The sequence below is a fragment of the Streptomyces sp. B3I8 genome, assembly GCF_030816915.1.
Lineage (GTDB): Bacteria > Actinomycetota > Actinomycetes > Streptomycetales > Streptomycetaceae > Streptomyces.
On the sequence record NZ_JAUSYN010000001.1, the window covers coordinates 406,905 to 423,885 of the forward strand.

The following is a 16,981-nucleotide window of genomic DNA, read 5'->3' on the forward strand; positions in this document are numbered from 1 at the left end:
GCGTCGTGTCAGCAGTCCGCGTCGCCGGAGGTGGCCTGGGAGGCGGTGGCGACGATTTCACCGATGTCCGAGCCACCGTGGAGGGCCGGGCCGAGATCACGCAGGGTCTCGAACCAGAACTGCTGATCGTCCCGGAACATCAGCTGCTGCATTGCATCTCCCTCTCGAGGACGGCCCGGAAGGTGTGCGGGGGGCGACCGGTGAGGCGCTGGACGGTGTCGGTGATGCGGTCCTCCGCCCCTTCGGCGATGGCACGGTCCATGCCGGCCAGCATCGCGGCGAACTCCGCCGGCACCTGCGTCGTGAGGCGGTCGCGCATCTGTTCGTAGGACAGGCGGTGGTGGGCCACGGGCCGCCCGGTGACCTCGGTGATGATCGTGGCGATGTCGTCGTGGCCGAGTGCCTCGGGTCCGGTGAGGACGAGATCGGTGTTGGGGGCTTGTTCGTCGGTCAGAGCGCGCACGGCGACGGCCGCGATGTCCTCGGCGTCCACGAAGCCGACCCGGCCGCTTTCGGTGGCGGTCCGGATGATGTTCTCGTCGCGGATGCTGTGGGCGTGCGCGTGCGTGCCGGTGAAGTTCTGCATGAACCACGAGGGCCGCAGGACCGCCCACTGTTCGAAGAGATCGGGCAGGGCCCGGTGCACCGCTCCCACCGCCGCGCCGCCCTCGGGGATGGCCGAGGAGCTCAGCAGCACCGCGCGGTGCACGCCGACAGCGCGTGCCTGACGGAGGAACGGCAGCATGGTGGCCGCGGGGTCGGAGTCGCCCAGGGGCGGTATGAGGTAGACGCGGTCGATGCCGTCCAGGACGGCCGCGTGGGTGGCGGGGTCGTACCAGTCGAAAGCGACCGGCTCGGCGCCGGCGACCGGGGCGGCCCGGCGGCTGGCGGCTTTGACGCGATGGCCCGTGGCCGTCAGCTGTGCGGCGGTGCGGCTGCCGGTGGTGCCGGTGGCGCCGATGACCAGAGTGGTGCCGGCGGTGGTCATCGGCTGCCCCCGGTGAATCCGGTGCCGGGTTCCTGGACGGCGAGGGGGTTCCAGTAGTCGCGGTAAGAGGTGATGTGCCCGTCCCGGACGGTCACGACGGCGATGTAGGTCATGTCGAAGGGAGCGTCGCTCTCCACCAGGCGGCCGACACCGCGCATCTCGACCACGATGGTCTGTGGATCGGTGGTCTGGTGGATCCGCAGGTCGGGGAAGTCATGCAGGTCGATGTGGTCGGGGTAGTGCCGCATGTAGGCGGCGACGGCCTCCTTGCCCTCCAGGCGCCGGGGCCAGCCGGTGGGAGCGAAGGGGAACTCCATGAGGCCGTCCTCGGCCCACAGAGCGACCCACGCGGGAATGTCCTTGTCGAGCAGCAGCCGCAGGCTGTGGCGGTACAGATCCGTCGGGGAAGTCGGTGCGGACATGGGCATCCTCCAGTTCTAGAATGCGGACCTGAGGTCCGCTTCGACGAAGATACGGACCACGGGTCCGTTTTGCAAATGGAGGAGCAGCATGCCGGAGCGCAGGTCCCGCAAGGACGCCGCCCGCAACCAGGTGGCCGTACTCGAGGCCGCCGACACCCTTTTCGCCCGCCGTGGGAGTCCCGAAGACATCACCATGTCCGACGTCGCCGCAGCGGCCGGCGTCGGCAAGGGCACGCTCTTCCGGGCCTTCGGTGATCGCGCCGGGCTGCTCCGCGCCCTGTACGAGACACGGCTCGAACCGATCAGGGAGGCCATCGCAGCCGGCCCACCGCCCCTGGGGCCCACGACCCCACCGCAGGATCGCGTGCCCGCCCTGCTCGACGCCGTCCTGTGCTTCAAACTCGACAACCGGCGCCTCGCGCTGGCCCTGGAGGAAAGCGGGAGCAGCAGCCCGTACCGGGCGGAACACTACGAGCGGTGGCACCGCCTGCTCCGAGCCGTGCTGGAGCAGATCCCCGGCCTGACCGACAGCGACTTCACCGCTCACGCCCTGCTCGCCGCCACACGAGCCGACCTCATCGAGCACCTGGCCGCAGAAGAGCGTATTCCGAGGGAAAGAATGCGGGCGCAGTTGGCGAGCTTCGTCACCGGCGTCCTGGCCTCCGGCCCACCGCGAGGCACGACCGCCGAGTGATCGAGGACCGGGTGAGTCCTTGACCAGCGGGGCCTCTCACGAACGACCCCTTGCCCGAGCAGGATCAGCAAATAGCCGCAGTGCCGCGATCCGAGCGGCGTCGTGCCGGGTCAGAGTTCATGGCGTCCGGCGTGCGGCTGTTCACCGTCGCGGAACGAGCCGGGCAGATCGAGCCCGACCGCAACCTGACGTCTCCTGTCCGTCGCACTGATCACCGACGATGCCGGACAGCGCCTCGTCCGGGCTGCCCGCGCTTTGCCCGCCGCCTTACCCCGTCATCAAGGACCGTCGGATCCGATGGGATCAGAGCCGTTCCGTACCCCCCGGGGAGCGGGGGTCGATCGGACGCGCGGGCGCCTGTCGTCATTCGGTCCTTTGCCGACACCCGGTTCGGCGCGCGGCGCAAGGCGTCAGCAGTCGGAGTCCGCGGGAGCGTCCGCCGAGTTTTGCGCGGTCCGGGCGACGCGGGCCAGCAGGGTGCGCAGGTGGTGGGCGTCGTGTTCGTCGAGGTCGGCGAGCAGTTCCGCCTCGGCGGCGGCGAGGTTGTCACGGACCTGGGCGAGGCGAGTGCGTCCGGTGTCGGTGAGCAGGACCTGGCGTGCGCGGCGGTCGCGGGGGTCGGGTCTGCGGGTGACGAGGTGGTGGGCTTCGAGGTCGTCGAGGAGGTACGTCATGACCGTCCGGTCGAGGCTGACCGCCTTGGCGAGGGCGAGCTGGGACGGGGGCTCTCCGTCGGCGAGGGCGACCAGGACGAGGTAGGCGCGTGCGCCGCCGGGCAGGTCGGCGACCGATTCGGTGGCGACCCGTCGGAAGGCCGAGGAGACCATGCGGATCGCCCAGCCCAGGTCCGTGTCCAGCGTCGGCCGGGAGTCCTCGCCGGGGTGCGTGTCCGACGTCGATGCGCTCATCTCCGCACCATAGCACGATGCTATGCATCCAAGATGTTCTTGCGAACAGAACATCTTGGATGCATAGTGAATTGGGCAGCCGGAGCGACCGCACGTCGTGCGCTGATCGCCCGGACCCCTCTATCGCAAGGAAATGCCCACGATGAGCAGCAGAAACGATCTGCAGGGCCGCACGGCGCTGGTGACCGGAGCCACCTCGGGGATCGGCAAGGCCATCGCCCGCAACCTGGCCGGCCAGGGCGCTTCGGTCGTGCTGCACGGTCGCGACCAGGCGCGCGGCGAGGCACTGGTGAAGGAGTTGGCGGCCGAGGGCGCGACGGCGCGTTTCCTCGCCGCCGACCTGTCCGACGCGCAGGACACGCTGCGCCTGGCCGCCGAGGCCGGCCGGGTCGACATCCTGGTGAGCAACGCGGGCCTGTACGTGTTCGCGCCGACCGCCGCGACGGACGCCACGAGCTTCGACCGGCACATCGCCGTCAACACCCGCGCCCCCTTCCTCCTGGTCGGGGCGCTCGCACCGGGTATGGCCGACCGAGGACAGGGATCGATCGTCCTCGTCGGCTCCAGCGCCGCCCGCCTGCCCGCCGCGGTCGGCGCCGCCTACGGCGCCTCCAAAGCCGGAGCGGAGATCCTCACCCGCTACTGGGCCACCGAGTACGGGCCCGCCGGCGTGCGCGTCAACACCGTCTCCCCGGGCCCGGTCCACACCGAGGGCACCCGCTCGATGCTCGGCGAGCACATCGCCGTCCTGGACACCACCAACGCCCGCGGCCGCGCCGGCGACCCGCGGGAGATCGCCGAGATCGTGTCCTTCCTCGTCGGCCCGGCCAGCTCGTACGTCAATGGAGCCGTGCTCTTCGCCGACGGCGGCGAGCGAAGCGCCCTTCCCGCCTGAGGAGCAGTCCCATGAACGTCTTCATCATCGGAGCCACCGGTTTCGTCGGCGGCCGCCTCGCCCCCCACCTGGCCGCCGAAGGACACACCGTCTCCGGCCTGGCCCGCACCGATACCGCTGTCACCGCCCTGCGGCAGCGGGGCATCACCCCCGTCGCAGCCGACCTGGACGCACGCCGCCCGGCCGCGATCGACGCCGCGTCGGCCGCGGACGCCGTCATCTATGCCGCCCAGGCCGACCCGGAACAGGAAACGGCCACCGTCGCCGACCTGACCCGTGCGCTGGCGGGATCCGGCAAGACGCTGCTCTTCCTGTCCGGCAGCGGCGTACTGATGCAGCGCACCGCAGGCGCCTGGAGTCCGGACGTCTTCGCCGAGGACGACGCCTTCGCCACCGAGCCACTGGCCGGATTCCGCAAGGATGCCGAGGACGCCGTTCTGGCCTCCGCCGCTCACGGTGTGCGCGCGATGGTGGTCCGCCCCGGCCAGATCTGGGGCCCCGGCGACCACGGACACATGTCGATGATCTACCAGTCGGTCGCCGTGCTCGGCGCCGCCGCATACGTCGGCGACGGGCTCGCCGTCTACAGCCACGTCCACATCGACGACGTGACCCGCCTGTTCAGCCTCGCTCTGGCCAAGGGCCGGGCAGGGGGCCTGTACCACGCGGTCGCCGGTGAGACCCCGAACCGGTGGATCGCGGAGAAGGTCGCCGAAGACCTCGGCGTGAAGACCCGCAGCGTCACCCCGGAGGAGGCCGAGCAGGTGTGGGGGCCGTTCGGCGCCCTCGTCCTGGCCGCCTCCAGCCGTATCCGCGCCACCGCCGCCCAGCGGGAACTGGGCTGGCAACCCCGGCACACCGACATGCTCACCATGACCGGCGACCAGCGCTTGCGCGACCTGGCCGTCCCCACCGGCTGACACCCGCCGTTGCCGGGGGCCTCGGGCCCGCGGCAGCAGCCCTCTCCCGCAGGCTTCCTCCTTCCCGAAAGGCTTCGACCCGTGAGCAGCACCGACTGGCTTCCCGACGGCTACACCCTCCAGCGCACAGCCACCAACGACACGCACCTGTCCGTGGCGGTCGGAGGCAGCGGACCGATCCTGGTCCTCCTGCACGGCTGGCCCCAGACCTCGCGCGCCTGGGCCCGCGTCATGCCCGCACTCGCCCGCACCCACACCGTCGTCGTCCCCGACCTGCGCGGCACCGGCGAGAGCGAACGCCCCGAGAACGGCTACGCCAAGACCGACCAGGCCGACGACATGCGCGGCGTTCTCGACGCCCTGAACCTGACGGGACCGGTCGCGGTGGTCGGCCACGACATCGGCTCCATGGTCGCCCTGGCCTGGGCCGCCTCCCACCCCGACGACATCTCCCGACTGGTCCTGGTCGACGCCCTGCTGCCCGGCCTCGGCCTGGAAGAGGCGATGAACGTCGCCGAAGGCGGCATGTGGCACTTCGGCCTCTTCATGACCGAGCACATACCGGAGATGCTCTTCGACGGCCATGAGCTGGAGTTCTTCACCGCCACCTTCAGCGCCATGTCCAACCCGGGCACCTTCACCGACACCGACCTCGCCCACTACGCCCGTGCCTACACCGGCCGCGAGCGGCTGCGCGGCGGGTTCGCCCATTACCGCACCCTCCTTGACGACGGCCGCGACAACCGCGCCCTGCTCGCCCGGCGCAAGCTGCCCATGCCTGTCCTGGCCATCGGCACCACCCGTTCCGGTACCAGCACCGCCCAGGCCCTGGGGCCCCACGCCAAGGATGTACGCAGCGCCGTCGCACCGACCGGACACTTCGTCGCCGAAGAGGACCCCAGCTGGTTCACCGAGACGGTGACCACCTTCCTCGCGTGATCCTCCGGCCCTTCGACGCCGAAGGCCGTGACTCACCGATCCCCGCTCCCGTCGTCGCCCTCGTCCGGCCCGGGTGCGTCCGGGGCGCGCAGCGGGCGCAGGACGCCGCCAGCCGGGACGCCGGCGGTGAAGCCGTAGCGGCCGAGCGGTCCGGGAAGATCGACATCAGCAGACTGACCGCGGTCCTCACGGAGCTGTACTCACCCTGGCCAGTCCAGCCCGGCATGCATGCCGAGGATCGAACGAGCCCTTCCCGGCCCGTACCGGCCCGTCCCCGTCCCCGTCCGGATCACATCACCATGTGGAAGGCCCGTCGGCAGACGATCGGCCTCCTCGACGCTCGCCGGTGAACTCGGGCTGATCGAAGCCGCCTCCCATGCCGCAGAGACGGCACGCCTCGGACTGGCGCGCTGGCGGCCCGAGGCCGGTCACCGACCAGTTGGTCCAACCGCAGTGGCAACGTGTCCCCGGTTCGGCGCGAGGTCCTGGCCCTGCCCGCCGCAGGGATGTGACAGCGGCCCGGCCCGTCGGCAAGCCCGGACCCATGACACACGCCGCGCCGGCTCCCGGCGGGTTCGACGAGTCCGAGATGTACGAGATCTTCGAGCGGGGGTGTGCGGCGGCCGGCCTCGACTGCTCCGACGCCCGCCTGCTGCGCGGGCAGACGAACGCGGTCGTCCTCCTGGATCTGTTCGTACGGCGCCGACCACGGGCAGGCGCCGACGAGGCAGGAGATCGACCACGACTCTCGTGTCGGCCACGTGCAGCGACTCTGTGGCTCGACGGCGGGCGACTGGTGCTTGCCCCGTGCCGGAACTCCCCAGGTCACCGTCTGCGCGACCGCTATGTCTGTCCGTCGCCGAGCGTGGGGTCGCCGCTGTAGGTGGTGACCTGTGCCGCCGCGGTGAGGGCGCTCTCCAGCCGTGCGCGCAGGCCTGGGCGGGTCTTCTCGCCCGGCTGTTTCGCCCACTGCTCCACGGCGGATTGGAACGCGGCGACGAGGAGGTCCTGGGCCAGGCGCGGGCGCAGGTCTTCAGGGTCGGTCAGGGTCAGCCGCGTGGACAGTGTCTGCCGGGTTCGGTCGCTGATGCGGTCGCAGAAGCTCAGGTTGTGTGCGGTGATCGAGGGCGAGGTCTCCGCAAGCCGCCGGCTGGCCGCCATGCGTTCCGCCCAGTGGGAGGCGGTCATCTTGTCGAGCGCGGTGAGCAGGGCATCTTGCAGGATCGCGAAGACAGGCCGGCCAGAGGACGGGACTGACTCGACTTCGCGCAGAAAGGTCAGCCACAGTTCGTGGCTGGGGGCCAGGACGGCGTCCTCCTTGCTGGCGAAGTAGCGGAAGAACGTCCTTTTGGAGATCTCCACCGTGGCGCAGACCTCGTCCAGCGTCGTCTCGGCGAAGCCGTGTTCCTGGAAGAGGCGCAGGGCGGCGTCGATGAGAGCATCCCGGGTCTGCTGCTTCTTGCGTTCTCGCAGCCCGGCGGGAGCTTCGGGCGCTGCCCTCAGTCTGGCGGTTGACATGCGATCACCCTAACAAGATGCTGACACTGATACGCGTCTGCCACTCAGTGACAAATTTTGGGATGGTGTTCATGAAGGCTGTCATCGTGCCGTCGTTCGGGGATTCCGACGTGCTCACACTCGTCGATCACGCCGAGCCCATCCCAGGGCTGGGGCGGGTGGTGGTGAAGATGGAGGCCGCAGGGGTCGGCTATGTCGATGTGATGGCTCGCAAGGGCGACTACCAGCCGCTCTCCGAACCCGGCTTCGTCCCGGGGCTGGAGGCGGCAGGCACTGTTGCCGCTGTCGGGAAGGGAGTGGACGCGCGGTGGACCGGTCAGCGGGTCTTCCTGCTGACGAAGTGCGGAGCCTATGCCGAAGCAATCGAAGTCGGCGAGCGTGACCTCGTTCGCCTGCCGGCGGGTGTCAGCGCCGCCGAGGCGGTCGCGTTGGGCATCAACGCACTGGTGGCGGGCTTGGGCCTGGACAGGGCGAACGTCAAGAAGGGCGATCGGGTGCTGGTCAGGGGTGCCGGTGGGGGCATCGGGCTGATGGCCGCCCAGTTGGCCACCTTGGCTGAGGGCGAGGTGACCGCGATCACTTCGTCGCCGGAGCGTGCGGATCGGCTGCGGGAACTCGGTGTGGCGCGGGTTCTGGACCGCAGCGAAGGCGTGGACGGCAGGGGGGAGGGCTACGACGTCGTCGTCGACCCGGTTGCGGGCGCGGACCTCGGCCGCTACATCGAGGGCTTGCGGCCCAACGGCCGGTACTTGCTCGTCGGGTCCGCAGGGGGCGTACCAGAGCCGGATACCTTCCAGAGTTTCCTCGCCGGCTACCACAACTCACCAACACTGATCGCTTTCAGTCTCAATTCTGTTGGCCCTGAAACGGTCGGAGTGGCGGCGGCCGCACTGTTCGATCAAGCTGCCCGGGGCGATCTCCGAGGGGTCATTGACGAACAGTTCCCGCTCGCCGAAGCTCACCGCGCACACGAGCGTCTCGAATCGGCTCCCGTCTTCGGAAAGATCACGCTGCACCCCTAAGGGCTGTCCCACCGTCGCGGGAGGGGTTGACGGCGTAGATCAGCGGGTCCTGCGCGGAGGGCCACGTCCGGAGCAAGGGGGGGCTGGCCATGGCGTTGTCGGAATTCTCCGACCGGCTGCCGCGGTGTTCACGGTGCCGAGGCGACCTCATCATGTGCGGGGTGGCGCCGCAGAACGACGAACACGGACGGCCGATCCACCTGGAGCTGTGGCCGGTGTGCGACACCGGCGACGTGGACCGCCCGGCGGCCCCAGCGATGGCTGCGCGGCACTCTGCTTGCCGACCGACGTGAACGCCCTGGCGTGATACGGCGCCCGCCCGGAGCGAGGGAGCCCGGGCGGTCGACAGGGCCCAGGGCGTGGGTATGGCCATCGTTGGTCTCGGAACAGCGAACGCGGAATCAAGCGGGAGGGTCGGGGGTGAAGCGGTAGCCGATGCCGGGCTCGGTGATGAGGTAGCAGGGTCGGGAGGGTTCTGGTTCCAGCTTGCGGCGCAGGTTGGCGAGGTGAACGCGCAGGTAGTTGGTCTCCTTCTCATAGCGCGGTCCCCAGACCTCCTGGAGGAGTTGGCGTTGGGTGACCAGGCGTCCGGGGTTGCGGACGAGAATCTCCAGCAGATGCCATTCGGTGGGAGTGAGGCGGATTTCGCCGGCTGCGGTGGTGACGCGCTTGACGGCGAGGTCGATGGTGAAGGCCGCTGTGGTGATCACGGGCTGTTCGTCGGCGGGGGTGGCGCGGCGCAGGGCGGCGCGGATGCGGGCGAGGAGTTCGCCCATGCCGAAGGGTTTGGTGACGTAATCGTCGGCGCCGGCATCCAGGGCGTTGATCTTGGCGGTCTCGTCGTGACGGGCGGACAGGACGATGATCGGAGCGGTGGACCAGCCGCGGAGGCTTTCGACGATGTTGATGCCGTCAAGGTCGGGCAGCCCGAGGTCGATGACAGCAAGGTCGGGGGCTGCGGTGGCGGCTGCCTCCAGAGCGGTGGTGGCGTTGGGCGCCGCGTCGGTCTGGTAGCCGCGGGCGGTCAGGGCGATGGTCAGGGCGCGCAGCAGGTGGGGGTCGTCGTCGACGATGAGGATGCAGGTCACGGTGCTGTGGGGAGGGTGAGGGTCATGGTCAGGCCGCCGCTGGGGGTGTCGGTGGGGATCAGGGTCCCGTTCATGGCCTCGGTGAATCCGCGGGCGATGGCCAACCCCAGGCCGAGGCCGTGATGGGTGGTGTGGTCGTCCAGGCGCTGGAAGGGGGCGAAGATGAGTTCCCGCTCGTCGGCGGGGACGCCCGGGCCGTGGTCGGTGACCTGCAGGCTGATCACTTCTCCTTCTTGGCGGGCGTGCACGTGGACGGGCCGGCCGGGCGGTCCGGCCTGGAGTGCGTTGGCGACCAGGTTGGCGACGACGCGTTCCAGCAGGCCGGGGTCGGCCCAGGCGGGCGGCAGGTCGTCGGGGACGTCGATGTCGACGGCGCGTCCGGGGGGTAGCGGGGTGTGCAGGAGGGCCACGGCGGTGATCTCGTCCACGGCGGTGGCGCGGGGGTGCACGCTGAGGGCGCCGGCTTGCAGACGGCTGAGCGCGAGGAGGTTTTCCACCAGGTCGCTCATCTTGTCGGCGGAGGCGTCCACGGTGGCCAGGAGTTCGGCCTGCTGGGCGTCGGTGAGTTCCAGGTCGGGCTCGCGCAGGCTGGACACGCATGCCTTGATGCCGGCGAGCGGGGTGCGCAGGTCGTGACCGACGGCGGCCAGCAGCGCGGCCCGCAGTTTGTCGATCTCGGTCAGCTCCCGCGCGCGGGCCGCTTGGGCGGCGAGGCGCTCGGCCTGCAGCGCGCGGGCGGCGCCGGTGGCCAGCAGGGTGAGGAAGCGCTGGTCGGCGGCGAAGAGGGCCGGGCCGTCGGCCACCAGCCGCAGGTGCTCCCCGGCCGGTGCGGACAGCGTCGGATGAGCTGACGGCGGCTCGCCGACGACGGCGACCGGGCGTTCGCCGTCGGCGTCGCGTTCCAGCAGCGCGGCGCCGGTCATGCCGAAGGTGTCCCGGACATGCTCCAGTACTGCGGTCAGCGGCCGTTCCTCCAGCGGCGCCTCGGTGATCCGGGCCAGCAGGGCGGCCTCGACGCCGCTGCGGGCGGCGGCGGCGCGTTGCCGGGCGGCCAGGTCGACCGCGACGCTGATGGTGGTGGCGACCACCACGTAGACGGCCAGGGTGATGACCAGGTCGCGGTTCTCCACCGTCAGGGTGTGGAAGGGTGGGACGAAGAAGAAGTTGACCAGCAGGTCGGAGGCCACTGCGGCGGCCAGTGCGAGGCGCAGTCCGCCGGTGGCGGCCACGATGACCACCGCGGTGAGGTAGAGCAGCACGATGCTCGCGAGCGACAGCGAGTCCCTCACGGGCACCAGAGTCGTGGTCAGGACAGTCAGGCCCGCTGCGGAGGCGCCGGCCGCAGCCAGCCGACGCCCCGTGCTCCAGCGGCGACGCCGACCCTCGTGCGGCAGATCCAAGCCCTTCATGATTCAAAACGCTAACCGACCTTCGACCCCGCGCCAGGCGAGGCCGGGTACGGCTGCTGCGCGGCCACGCGGTCACTGGAGTCCAGCTGCCACGGCACGCTGGTCACCATCACCCCGCGCTGGAACAACAGCCGGGTCTTCAGCCGCAGCGCGGACTGATTGTGCAGCAGCTGCTCCCACCAGTGGCCGACCACGTACTCGGGGATGTACACCGCGATCAGGTCCTGGGGGTGCTCACGGTGCAGGCCGGCGATGTACTCCAGCACCGAGCCGGTGATGTCCCGGTACGGGGAGGCCATCACCGTCAGCGGAACCGGGATCTGGCGCTCGTCCCACTCGGCGCGCAGGGCACTGACCTCCTCGTCGCTGATCTTGACGGTCAGTGCGCTGAGGGAGTCCGGGTGGGTGGCCTTGGCGTAGCCCAGCGCGCGAAGGGTGGGCTGATGCAGATGGGAGACCAGCACCACCGCGTGGGTGCGGCTGGGCAGCACGATGCCGCCCGGCTGCGGATGCAGCTCACGCGCCACCCGGTCGTAGTGGCGGCGGATGCCCCGCATCATCGCGTACAGCACCGGCATGGCGATCACCACCAGATAGGCGCCGTGACTGAACTTCGTGACCAGGACCACTACCAGCACCAGCGCGGTCAGGCACGCGCCCACCGCGTTGATCACCCTTGAGCGGTGGATTCGTCGGCGCTGCCCCGGATCGGCCACACTCGCCAGTTCACGGTTCCAGTGCCGGACCATTCCGGTCTGGGAGAGGGTGAAGGAGGTGAACACGCCCAGGATGTAGAGCTGGATCAGACGGGTCACCGACCCCTGGAAGGCGTAGATCAGGGTTCCGGCGACCACGGCGAGGATGATGATGCCGTTGGAGAACGCCAGCCGGTCCCCGCGGGTGTGCAGCTGCCGGGGCAGGTAGCGGTGCTCGGCCAGGATCGCCGACAGCAGCGGGAAGCCGTTGAAGGCGGTGTTGGCCGCCAGGATAAGAATCAATGCGGTCGTGGCCTGGATGTAGAAGAACATCACCGAGTGCGTGCCGCCGAACACGGCTGCGGCAATCTGCGCGATCACCGTGCGCTGCGAGCCGGTGGCACAGTCTCCGGGGAATCCGACCAGCTGGCAGGCGTCGTCCACGTAGTGCACGTGGCTGATCATGGCCAGTGCGGTGATCCCGGCGAACATGGTGATCGACAGCCCGCCCATCACCGCCATGGTGGTGGCCGCGCTGCGTGCCTTGGGGGGTCTGAAGGCCGGCACTCCGTTGGAGATCGCCTCCGCACCGGTCAGTGCCGTGCAGCCGGAGGAGAACGCCCGCAGCGCCAGCAGCATCAGTGCCATCCCGGTCAGCCCCACGTGTCCTGGCTCGGCGCGGACCTGCCAGCCAGCGCTCTCGGCCACCGGCGCATGGCCGAAGGATGTCTGCAGCAGCCCGGTCATGACCATCGCCAGGACGCCGGCGATGAACAGATAGGTCGGCACCGCGAACATCCGCCCCGACTCGCGGACCCCGCGCAGATTCATAGCGGTCAACAGCGCCACGAACCCCAGGTTCACCGCGACCCTGTACGGGTCCAGTGCCGGCACTGCGGAAATGATGTTGTCCACGCCGGCCGCTACCGACACGGCCACCGTCATCACGTAGTCCACGAGCAACGCCGAGGCCACCACCAGTCCCGCCCAGGGCCCCAGGTTGCGGGTGGCCACTTCGTACGAGCCGCCGCCGGAGGGGTAGGCCTGCACCACCTGCCGGTAGGACAGCACCACCACCGCCAGCAGCACCACCACCGCGGCCGCCACCCACGGCGCCAGGTGCAGATAGGCCAGCCCGCCCAGCGTCAGCACCAGCAGGATCTCCTGCGTCGCGTACGCCACCGACGACAACGGGTCACTGGCAAAAACCGGCAGGGCGATCCGCTTGGGCAACATCTGCTCACCCAGGCGGTCACTGCTGAGCGGACGGCCCACGATCAGGCGCTTGAACGATATCGACACAACCGGCAGCCAACGCGCCCTTCGAAGCAGCGCCCGATTCTTCGCGCGTTCTTGACGCCGCTACTGGCGATCTTCACGCCGTCTTGGCGTGATCATCCAGTAAGCCCGGCTTCAGGTACTCCACGAAACCGGGGTCAGCTCACCTTGACCAGCTCGGAGAGCTGACCGGTCAGACGTGTGGTGCGACGCTGATGGCGCTCCAGAAGCCCGGGAACCTGCTCTCGGAAGGTCTGCCGCCCGCAGCCCAGGACGGGACAGACCAGCCGTCGTAGCCTCACCCGGACCACGACCTGCCGGCCGTCGACCGGAACATCCCGGACCGTCCGGCCGTGATACCCGTGGACCCTCCCCGTTACGACCCCGCCCACCGGACAGGGAACGGGAACACCCCGGGTCCGAGCCGTGGCCCGGACTATCTCGCCACCGTCCGCCACATCCTCGACAACCAACGCCGACAACCCCGAAAACACCGTTCCTACAGGCCCGTTCGCCTCATGCACGCTCATGACCACAGGCGGGCACTCGTCGTCACCACCGACTACGGAGCAGACCCACTCGTCGGACAGACCAGGCGCGGCAGGCGTTCAGGATGCGTTCAGGCCGACGCTGCCAAGATCGGTTTGGGCGATCACTCCAGAGGGTTGCCTGCCCATGACACAGGGTGCCTGCCCTATCGCTGGGCAGGTGTTCTGCCGTACGACCGATGCGGAGCTTCCCCACCGTGCAGCAACCGGAAATTTTCACCGATCTGGAGGTCGCGAGCGCGACCAAGTCGGTGATGAAGAAACTTCCCGAGGTCACTCTGGCGTTTTGGATCATGAAGGTCGCCGCGACCACTCTTGGCGAGACGGCCGGGGACCTCTTCGCCCAGACCTTGAGACTGGGCTACTTCCTGACCACGATCGCCCTGTTCCTGCTCTTCGTGGTGACGCTGGTCATCCAGCTGAGGTCGAGCCGCTACAACCCGTTCTTCTACTGGACCGTGATCCTCTCGACCAGCATGGCCGGCACCACGATGTCCGACTTCATGAACCGCGACGCGAGCACCAAGTTCCTTTCCGGCGGCGCCACTTCGCTCGGCTGGGGACCGCAGGGCCTGGGCCTTGGCTACCCCACCGGTGCGGCGATCCTCATCTCGATCCTGCTGGTCGTCTTCGCCGTCTGGAAGGCCACCGGGATGACCTTCCAGATCCGCGACATCGTCACCTTCCGCGGCGAGGCCCTGTTCTGGTCGGCGATCCTCGTCTCCAACACCCTTGGCACGTCCATGGGCGACTTCCTGTCCGACAGCTCCGGGCTGGGTTACGCCGGAGGCGCGCTGCTCGTGAGCGGGGCGCTCGCCGTGCTCGTCGCCCTGATGAAGGCGCCGGTGGTGCCGAACGTGCTGCTGTTCTGGATCGCCTTCGTCCTGACCCGTCCGCTGGGTGCCACGGCGGGTGACTTCCTGACCAAGCCGGTCGCCAAGGGCGGCCTGGACCTCGGCACCGCAGGATCCTCGGCCGTACTGCTGGCCGTCCTGCTCGCTCTGGTGGCCTACGCGCAGGTCCGAGAACGCCGGACCACCACGTCGCGGCCGACGGAACGGGAGCCGGTCGCACAGCAGGCCGACTGAGTCCGGTCACCCGACAGGCAGGTCGACCCGGAAGCGTGCTCCGGAGGCGTAACCGGGATCGTGGGACACCTCGCCGCCGACGGCGCGGGCCAGGCGCCGTGCGAGCGACAGCCCGAGACCCGCGCCGTCGTGCCCGTCGCCGGAGTCGGCGCGGCGGCCGGGCTGGAAGAGGTCGTCGACGAACGATGCCGGGACGCCGGGGCCGTCGTCGGTGACGTCGATACGCACGCTGCCGGGCAGCTGCCGCGCGGACACGGTCACCGTGGCGCGGGCGTAGCGGACCGCGTTGGTCAGCAGCGGGCTGACGATGCGTTCAAGGAGAGCGGGCGCGACTCCCGCCTGCTGTCCTGGATCGGTCACGTCGACGAGGATTTTCACATGATCCCGGGCGTCGAGGCTCTCGACCAGCCGGTGCAGGACCGGCACGACGCTGGTGGTGCCAGGGGCCACCGAGGTGTTCTGAGCTCTGTCCCGGGCATCGTCGAGCAGTGTGTCGCAGATGGTGCGCATGGACTGGGCCGCTTCGGCGATCACTCCATGGGTGGCGCGGGTCTCGGCGGCGGTGCGTGGGCGCGCCTGCCACCAGTCCAGTTCGATGACGATCCGGGTGAGCGGGGTGCGCAGTTCGTGGGACAGTTCGCCGGTCAGCTGCTGCTCGTGGCGCAGCACGGTGCGTATACGGTCCAGCAGAGTGTCCAACGAGGAGCCCAGACGGGCGAGTTCGGCTGGATGGCTCTCGGCGCTGAAGCGTTCGTCGGAACCGACGGCGCTCCACTGGGTGGCCTGTTCGGTCATGGCGCGTACGGGGCGCAGCGCCCGTCCGACGGCCAGACGCGTCAGCGCGTAGGTGCACGCGAGCATGACGGCGTCCAGGATCAGGGAACCCAGCAGCAGGGTGTCGGCCGAATTCCGGTAGGGCTCGAGGTCCAGGGCCGTGACCACGGTGGCGCCGTGACGGCCGCCCACGAGATCCGAGCACAGGCGCACGGCGTGTGGGCTCTGAGCGTCGACGGTCGAGCAGGCGCGCTCGCCCTGTGCGGCGAGCCGGTTGGCGGCCCGGGTCAGCGTGCTGCCGGCCGTGGTGGCGGGCGGCTGCTCCAGCAGCCGTGTCCCGGCGTAGATCCACGCGTTGGCGTCGAGGAGGCGGTCGTTGACGGTCTCCAGGACCTGCACCCGTCGGCCGCTGGTGTCGATGGTCGTTTCGACGGCTGCGGCACGGTTGCGCAGTTGGTCGTCCGCCTGGTGTTGCAGGTGCCGGTCCATCACGGTGTTGAACGTCACCGTCAGTACGGTCATCAGCAGCGCGGCGGTGGTCAGTGCCACGAGGGAGAGCCGGCCGCGCAGTGTGCGGGGAGTCAGGCGGCGCGGGAGACGGTTCATGACAGGCGGTGTCCGATCCCGCGTGCCGTCGTGAGGCTCAGGTCGCTGTCGGCCTCGCGCAGCTTGCGGCGCAGCCGGCTCAGGTACTGATCGAGGGTGTTGTCGCTGACCTGTGCGCCGTCCGGCCAGGCGGCTCTCACCAGGTCGCGTCGGCTCACGAGGGCGCCGCCCGCGGCGACGAGCGTGGCCAGCAGCCGGAACTCCGTCGGCGACAGGTCGACGTCGGCTTCGCCGGCCCTCGCACTGTGCCGGGTCGGGTCCAGGACCAGATCCCCGGAGGTGGCCATGGCTGGGGGCCCGGAGCGTTTGAGTGCTGCTCGCAGCCGGGCGACGAGTTCGGCGAGGTGGAATGGCTTGGGCAGGTAGTCGTCGGCCCCGGCGGAGAACCCGGACAGCCGGTCGGTGAGGTGGTGGCGGGCCGTCAGGAAGATGATCGGGGCGGCGAAACCGTTGGCGCGCAGCGCCTGGCAGACGTCCCGTCCGTCCGCGTCGGGGAGCCCCACGTCCAGGACGACAGCGGAGATGCTGTCGGTGGCCAGCTTCAGGGCGGTGGCGCCGTCGGCGGCGAGCACCGGCTCGAAGTCCTCGTCGAGCAGGCCGCGGCGGAGCACGTCACGCAGGGCGTGATCGTCCTCGACGACCAGGATCTTGTGGCGCATGGTCCTCCGTTGGATCTTCGGACGTAGGGGGTGGGCTCGGGACGAACGATGCCGGGAGCCACCGGGCCACCCCGTACAAGCACACTCCGAGCCATCCGGTCGCGAACCGCCGGCCCCCGATGACGTCGGGCGCCGCGAGGACATAGGGGACGGCGCCGGTGCCGGTGTCGGTCACCTCTCGGGCCGGCGCCGTCGTCACGTCCGGGCGATGGCCGAGCGACCAGGTCAGGAAGCCGTCGTCCGCCCACAGTGGGGCGCTGTTCCGGCCGCTCACCAGCCAGGTGAGGATGCCGAATGCCATGAGGGCGCCGAGACCGATGGTGCCGGCCAGGTAGGCGGCGTCGCGCCGGTTCATGAGGCCGTCACCAGCGGGCGCAGACGGCCGGAGCCGATCCACCGGCCCACCGATCGCGACCACCGCCGCACGGCGGTCATACCGAGCTGCCCCGCCAGGTACTCCACGACCTCCCACGGCACCGCGAGCGGGCGGCACCGTCCTGGTGATCGTGGACCAGCCCGTTGCCGGACAG

Annotated in this window: 19 protein-coding genes and 1 pseudogene; 8 read left to right on the plus strand and 12 right to left on the minus strand. The window is 69.9% G+C overall.

Going from position 1 to position 16,981, the window contains the following annotated elements; genetic code table 11:
- Nucleotides 1-8: 8 nt before the first annotated feature.
- The 3 genes from QFZ64_RS01910 to QFZ64_RS01920 are packed head-to-tail and all read right to left on the minus strand — an operon-like array spanning nucleotide 9 to nucleotide 1,410.
- Nucleotides 9-152, minus strand: coding sequence for a hypothetical protein (locus QFZ64_RS01910; RefSeq protein WP_307061597.1), 144 nt, complete (start codon nucleotides 150-152; stop codon nucleotides 9-11).
- On the minus strand, nucleotides 140-988 hold the full coding sequence (locus QFZ64_RS01915; RefSeq protein WP_307061598.1) for an NAD(P)H-binding protein: 849 nt from the start codon (nucleotides 986-988) through the stop codon (nucleotides 140-142). The genes QFZ64_RS01910 and QFZ64_RS01915 overlap by 13 nt, the downstream gene beginning before the upstream one ends.
- Nucleotides 985-1,410, minus strand: coding sequence for a nuclear transport factor 2 family protein (locus QFZ64_RS01920; protein WP_307061601.1), 426 nt, complete (start codon nucleotides 1,408-1,410; stop codon nucleotides 985-987). Before QFZ64_RS01920 ends, QFZ64_RS01915 begins: the two co-directional genes overlap by 4 nt.
- Before the next feature lie 88 nt (nucleotides 1,411-1,498).
- Between QFZ64_RS01920 and QFZ64_RS01925 the strand changes: the two genes are divergently transcribed.
- The gene (locus QFZ64_RS01925; protein WP_307061603.1) at nucleotides 1,499-2,104 is read left to right on the plus strand and encodes a TetR/AcrR family transcriptional regulator; all 606 of its coding nucleotides are present in this window, start codon (nucleotides 1,499-1,501) and stop codon (nucleotides 2,102-2,104) included.
- A 410-nt stretch (nucleotides 2,105-2,514) separates the two neighbouring features.
- Here the strand turns inward: QFZ64_RS01925 and QFZ64_RS01930 are convergent, their stop codons facing one another.
- Nucleotides 2,515-3,012 carry a MarR family winged helix-turn-helix transcriptional regulator gene (locus QFZ64_RS01930; protein ID WP_307061605.1) on the minus strand — a complete coding sequence of 166 codons (498 nt, stop codon included), beginning with the start codon at nucleotides 3,010-3,012 and terminating at the stop codon, nucleotides 2,515-2,517.
- 142 nt (nucleotides 3,013-3,154) lie between these two features.
- On the opposite strand from QFZ64_RS01930, the gene QFZ64_RS01935 reads away from it, so the two are divergent.
- The 4 genes from QFZ64_RS01935 to QFZ64_RS01950 all read left to right on the plus strand — a co-directional run bounded on the left by QFZ64_RS01935 (nucleotide 3,155) and on the right by QFZ64_RS01950 (nucleotide 6,116).
- Nucleotides 3,155-3,907 carry an SDR family NAD(P)-dependent oxidoreductase gene (locus QFZ64_RS01935; protein ID WP_307061607.1) on the plus strand — a complete coding sequence of 251 codons (753 nt, stop codon included), beginning with the start codon at nucleotides 3,155-3,157 and terminating at the stop codon, nucleotides 3,905-3,907.
- Between the two features lie 11 nt (nucleotides 3,908-3,918).
- Nucleotides 3,919-4,827, plus strand: a complete 909-nt coding sequence (locus QFZ64_RS01940) for an NAD-dependent epimerase/dehydratase family protein (RefSeq protein WP_307061609.1) — start codon at nucleotides 3,919-3,921, stop codon at nucleotides 4,825-4,827.
- Between the two features lie 81 nt (nucleotides 4,828-4,908).
- A complete protein-coding gene (locus tag QFZ64_RS01945; RefSeq protein WP_307061611.1) occupies nucleotides 4,909-5,766 on the plus strand; it encodes an alpha/beta fold hydrolase in 858 nt (285 codons plus the stop codon).
- Nucleotides 5,763-6,116, plus strand: coding sequence for a hypothetical protein (locus tag QFZ64_RS01950; RefSeq protein ID WP_307061612.1), 354 nt, complete (start codon nucleotides 5,763-5,765; stop codon nucleotides 6,114-6,116). Before QFZ64_RS01945 ends, QFZ64_RS01950 begins: the two co-directional genes overlap by 4 nt.
- Before the next feature lie 493 nt (nucleotides 6,117-6,609).
- Here QFZ64_RS01950 and QFZ64_RS01955 read toward each other — a convergent pair whose 3' ends face one another.
- Nucleotides 6,610-7,284, minus strand: a complete 675-nt coding sequence (locus QFZ64_RS01955; protein ID WP_307061614.1) for a TetR family transcriptional regulator — start codon at nucleotides 7,282-7,284, stop codon at nucleotides 6,610-6,612.
- Nucleotides 7,285-7,301: 17 nt separating this feature from the next.
- Here QFZ64_RS01955 and QFZ64_RS01960 point away from each other — a divergent pair, with 17 nt between their 5' ends.
- Together QFZ64_RS01960 and QFZ64_RS01965 are read left to right on the plus strand one after the other, a co-directional pair.
- Nucleotides 7,302-8,306: a zinc-binding dehydrogenase gene (locus QFZ64_RS01960; protein ID WP_307061616.1), complete on the plus strand. Its 1,005-nt coding sequence runs from the start codon at nucleotides 7,302-7,304 to the stop codon at nucleotides 8,304-8,306.
- Nucleotides 8,307-8,395: 89 nt separating this feature from the next.
- Entirely contained in the window at nucleotides 8,396-8,599 is a 204-nt protein-coding gene (locus tag QFZ64_RS01965; protein WP_307061618.1) for a DUF6300 family protein, read from the plus strand.
- A gap of 108 nt (nucleotides 8,600-8,707) precedes the next feature.
- Here the strand turns inward: QFZ64_RS01965 and QFZ64_RS01970 are convergent, their stop codons facing one another.
- The 4 genes and pseudogenes from QFZ64_RS01970 to QFZ64_RS01985 all read right to left on the minus strand — a co-directional run.
- Nucleotides 8,708-9,394, minus strand: a complete 687-nt coding sequence (locus tag QFZ64_RS01970) for a response regulator (protein ID WP_307061620.1) — start codon at nucleotides 9,392-9,394, stop codon at nucleotides 8,708-8,710.
- Nucleotides 9,391-10,803 carry an ATP-binding protein gene (locus QFZ64_RS01975; protein ID WP_307061622.1) on the minus strand — a complete coding sequence of 471 codons (1,413 nt, stop codon included), beginning with the start codon at nucleotides 10,801-10,803 and terminating at the stop codon, nucleotides 9,391-9,393. Before QFZ64_RS01975 ends, QFZ64_RS01970 begins: the two co-directional genes overlap by 4 nt.
- Nucleotides 10,804-10,814: 11 nt before the next feature.
- Nucleotides 10,815-12,800, minus strand: coding sequence for an APC family permease (locus QFZ64_RS01980; RefSeq protein WP_307061624.1), 1,986 nt, complete (start codon nucleotides 12,798-12,800; stop codon nucleotides 10,815-10,817).
- A 143-nt stretch (nucleotides 12,801-12,943) separates the two neighbouring features.
- Nucleotides 12,944-13,270, minus strand: a pseudogene (locus QFZ64_RS01985) (transposase family protein); the annotation flags it as partial.
- Between the two features lie 233 nt (nucleotides 13,271-13,503).
- On the opposite strand from QFZ64_RS01985, the gene QFZ64_RS01990 reads away from it, so the two are divergent.
- Entirely contained in the window at nucleotides 13,504-14,412 is a 909-nt protein-coding gene (locus QFZ64_RS01990) for a hypothetical protein (RefSeq protein ID WP_307061626.1), read from the plus strand.
- Nucleotides 14,413-14,418: 6 nt separating this feature from the next.
- Here QFZ64_RS01990 and QFZ64_RS01995 read toward each other — a convergent pair whose 3' ends face one another.
- From QFZ64_RS01995 to QFZ64_RS02005, 3 genes are read right to left on the minus strand one after another with little or no spacing between them, the layout of a single operon-like run.
- Nucleotides 14,419-15,792 (minus strand): sensor histidine kinase KdpD, encoded by a 1,374-nt coding sequence (locus QFZ64_RS01995; protein ID WP_307061628.1) that lies wholly within the window; start codon nucleotides 15,790-15,792, stop codon nucleotides 14,419-14,421.
- A complete protein-coding gene (locus QFZ64_RS02000) occupies nucleotides 15,789-16,451 on the minus strand; it encodes a response regulator transcription factor (protein ID WP_307061630.1) in 663 nt (220 codons plus the stop codon). The genes QFZ64_RS01995 and QFZ64_RS02000 overlap by 4 nt, the downstream gene beginning before the upstream one ends.
- Complete coding sequence (locus tag QFZ64_RS02005; protein ID WP_307061632.1) at nucleotides 16,405-16,806, minus strand: hypothetical protein; 402 nt, start codon at nucleotides 16,804-16,806, stop codon at nucleotides 16,405-16,407. Before QFZ64_RS02005 ends, QFZ64_RS02000 begins: the two co-directional genes overlap by 47 nt.
- Nucleotides 16,807-16,981: the final 175 nt, after the last annotated feature.

Excerpts from the sequence above, each read along its gene's own strand:
- QFZ64_RS01910 (WP_307061597.1), bottom strand. The coding sequence starts at position 152 with ATGCAGCAGCTGATGTTCCGGGACGATCAGCAGTTCTGGTTCGAGACC.
- QFZ64_RS01915 (WP_307061598.1), bottom strand. The coding sequence starts at position 988 with ATGACCACCGCCGGCACCACTCTGGTCATCGGCGCCACCGGCACCACC.
- QFZ64_RS01920 (WP_307061601.1), bottom strand. The coding sequence starts at position 1,410 with ATGTCCGCACCGACTTCCCCGACGGATCTGTACCGCCACAGCCTGCGG.
- QFZ64_RS01925 (WP_307061603.1), top strand. The coding sequence starts at position 1,499 with ATGCCGGAGCGCAGGTCCCGCAAGGACGCCGCCCGCAACCAGGTGGCC.
- QFZ64_RS01930 (WP_307061605.1), bottom strand. The coding sequence starts at position 3,012 with ATGAGCGCATCGACGTCGGACACGCACCCCGGCGAGGACTCCCGGCCG.
- QFZ64_RS01935 (WP_307061607.1), top strand. The coding sequence starts at position 3,155 with ATGAGCAGCAGAAACGATCTGCAGGGCCGCACGGCGCTGGTGACCGGA.
- QFZ64_RS01940 (WP_307061609.1), top strand. The coding sequence starts at position 3,919 with ATGAACGTCTTCATCATCGGAGCCACCGGTTTCGTCGGCGGCCGCCTC.
- QFZ64_RS01955 (WP_307061614.1), bottom strand. The coding sequence starts at position 7,284 with ATGTCAACCGCCAGACTGAGGGCAGCGCCCGAAGCTCCCGCCGGGCTG.
- QFZ64_RS01960 (WP_307061616.1), top strand. The coding sequence starts at position 7,302 with ATGCTGACACTGATACGCGTCTGCCACTCAGTGACAAATTTTGGGATG.
- QFZ64_RS01965 (WP_307061618.1), top strand. The coding sequence starts at position 8,396 with ATGGCGTTGTCGGAATTCTCCGACCGGCTGCCGCGGTGTTCACGGTGC.
- QFZ64_RS01975 (WP_307061622.1), bottom strand. The coding sequence starts at position 10,803 with ATGAAGGGCTTGGATCTGCCGCACGAGGGTCGGCGTCGCCGCTGGAGC.
- QFZ64_RS01990 (WP_307061626.1), top strand. The coding sequence starts at position 13,504 with ATGCGGAGCTTCCCCACCGTGCAGCAACCGGAAATTTTCACCGATCTG.
- QFZ64_RS01995 (WP_307061628.1), bottom strand. The coding sequence starts at position 15,792 with ATGAACCGTCTCCCGCGCCGCCTGACTCCCCGCACACTGCGCGGCCGG.
- QFZ64_RS02000 (WP_307061630.1), bottom strand. The coding sequence starts at position 16,451 with ATGCGCCACAAGATCCTGGTCGTCGAGGACGATCACGCCCTGCGTGAC.
- QFZ64_RS02005 (WP_307061632.1), bottom strand. The coding sequence starts at position 16,806 with ATGAACCGGCGCGACGCCGCCTACCTGGCCGGCACCATCGGTCTCGGC.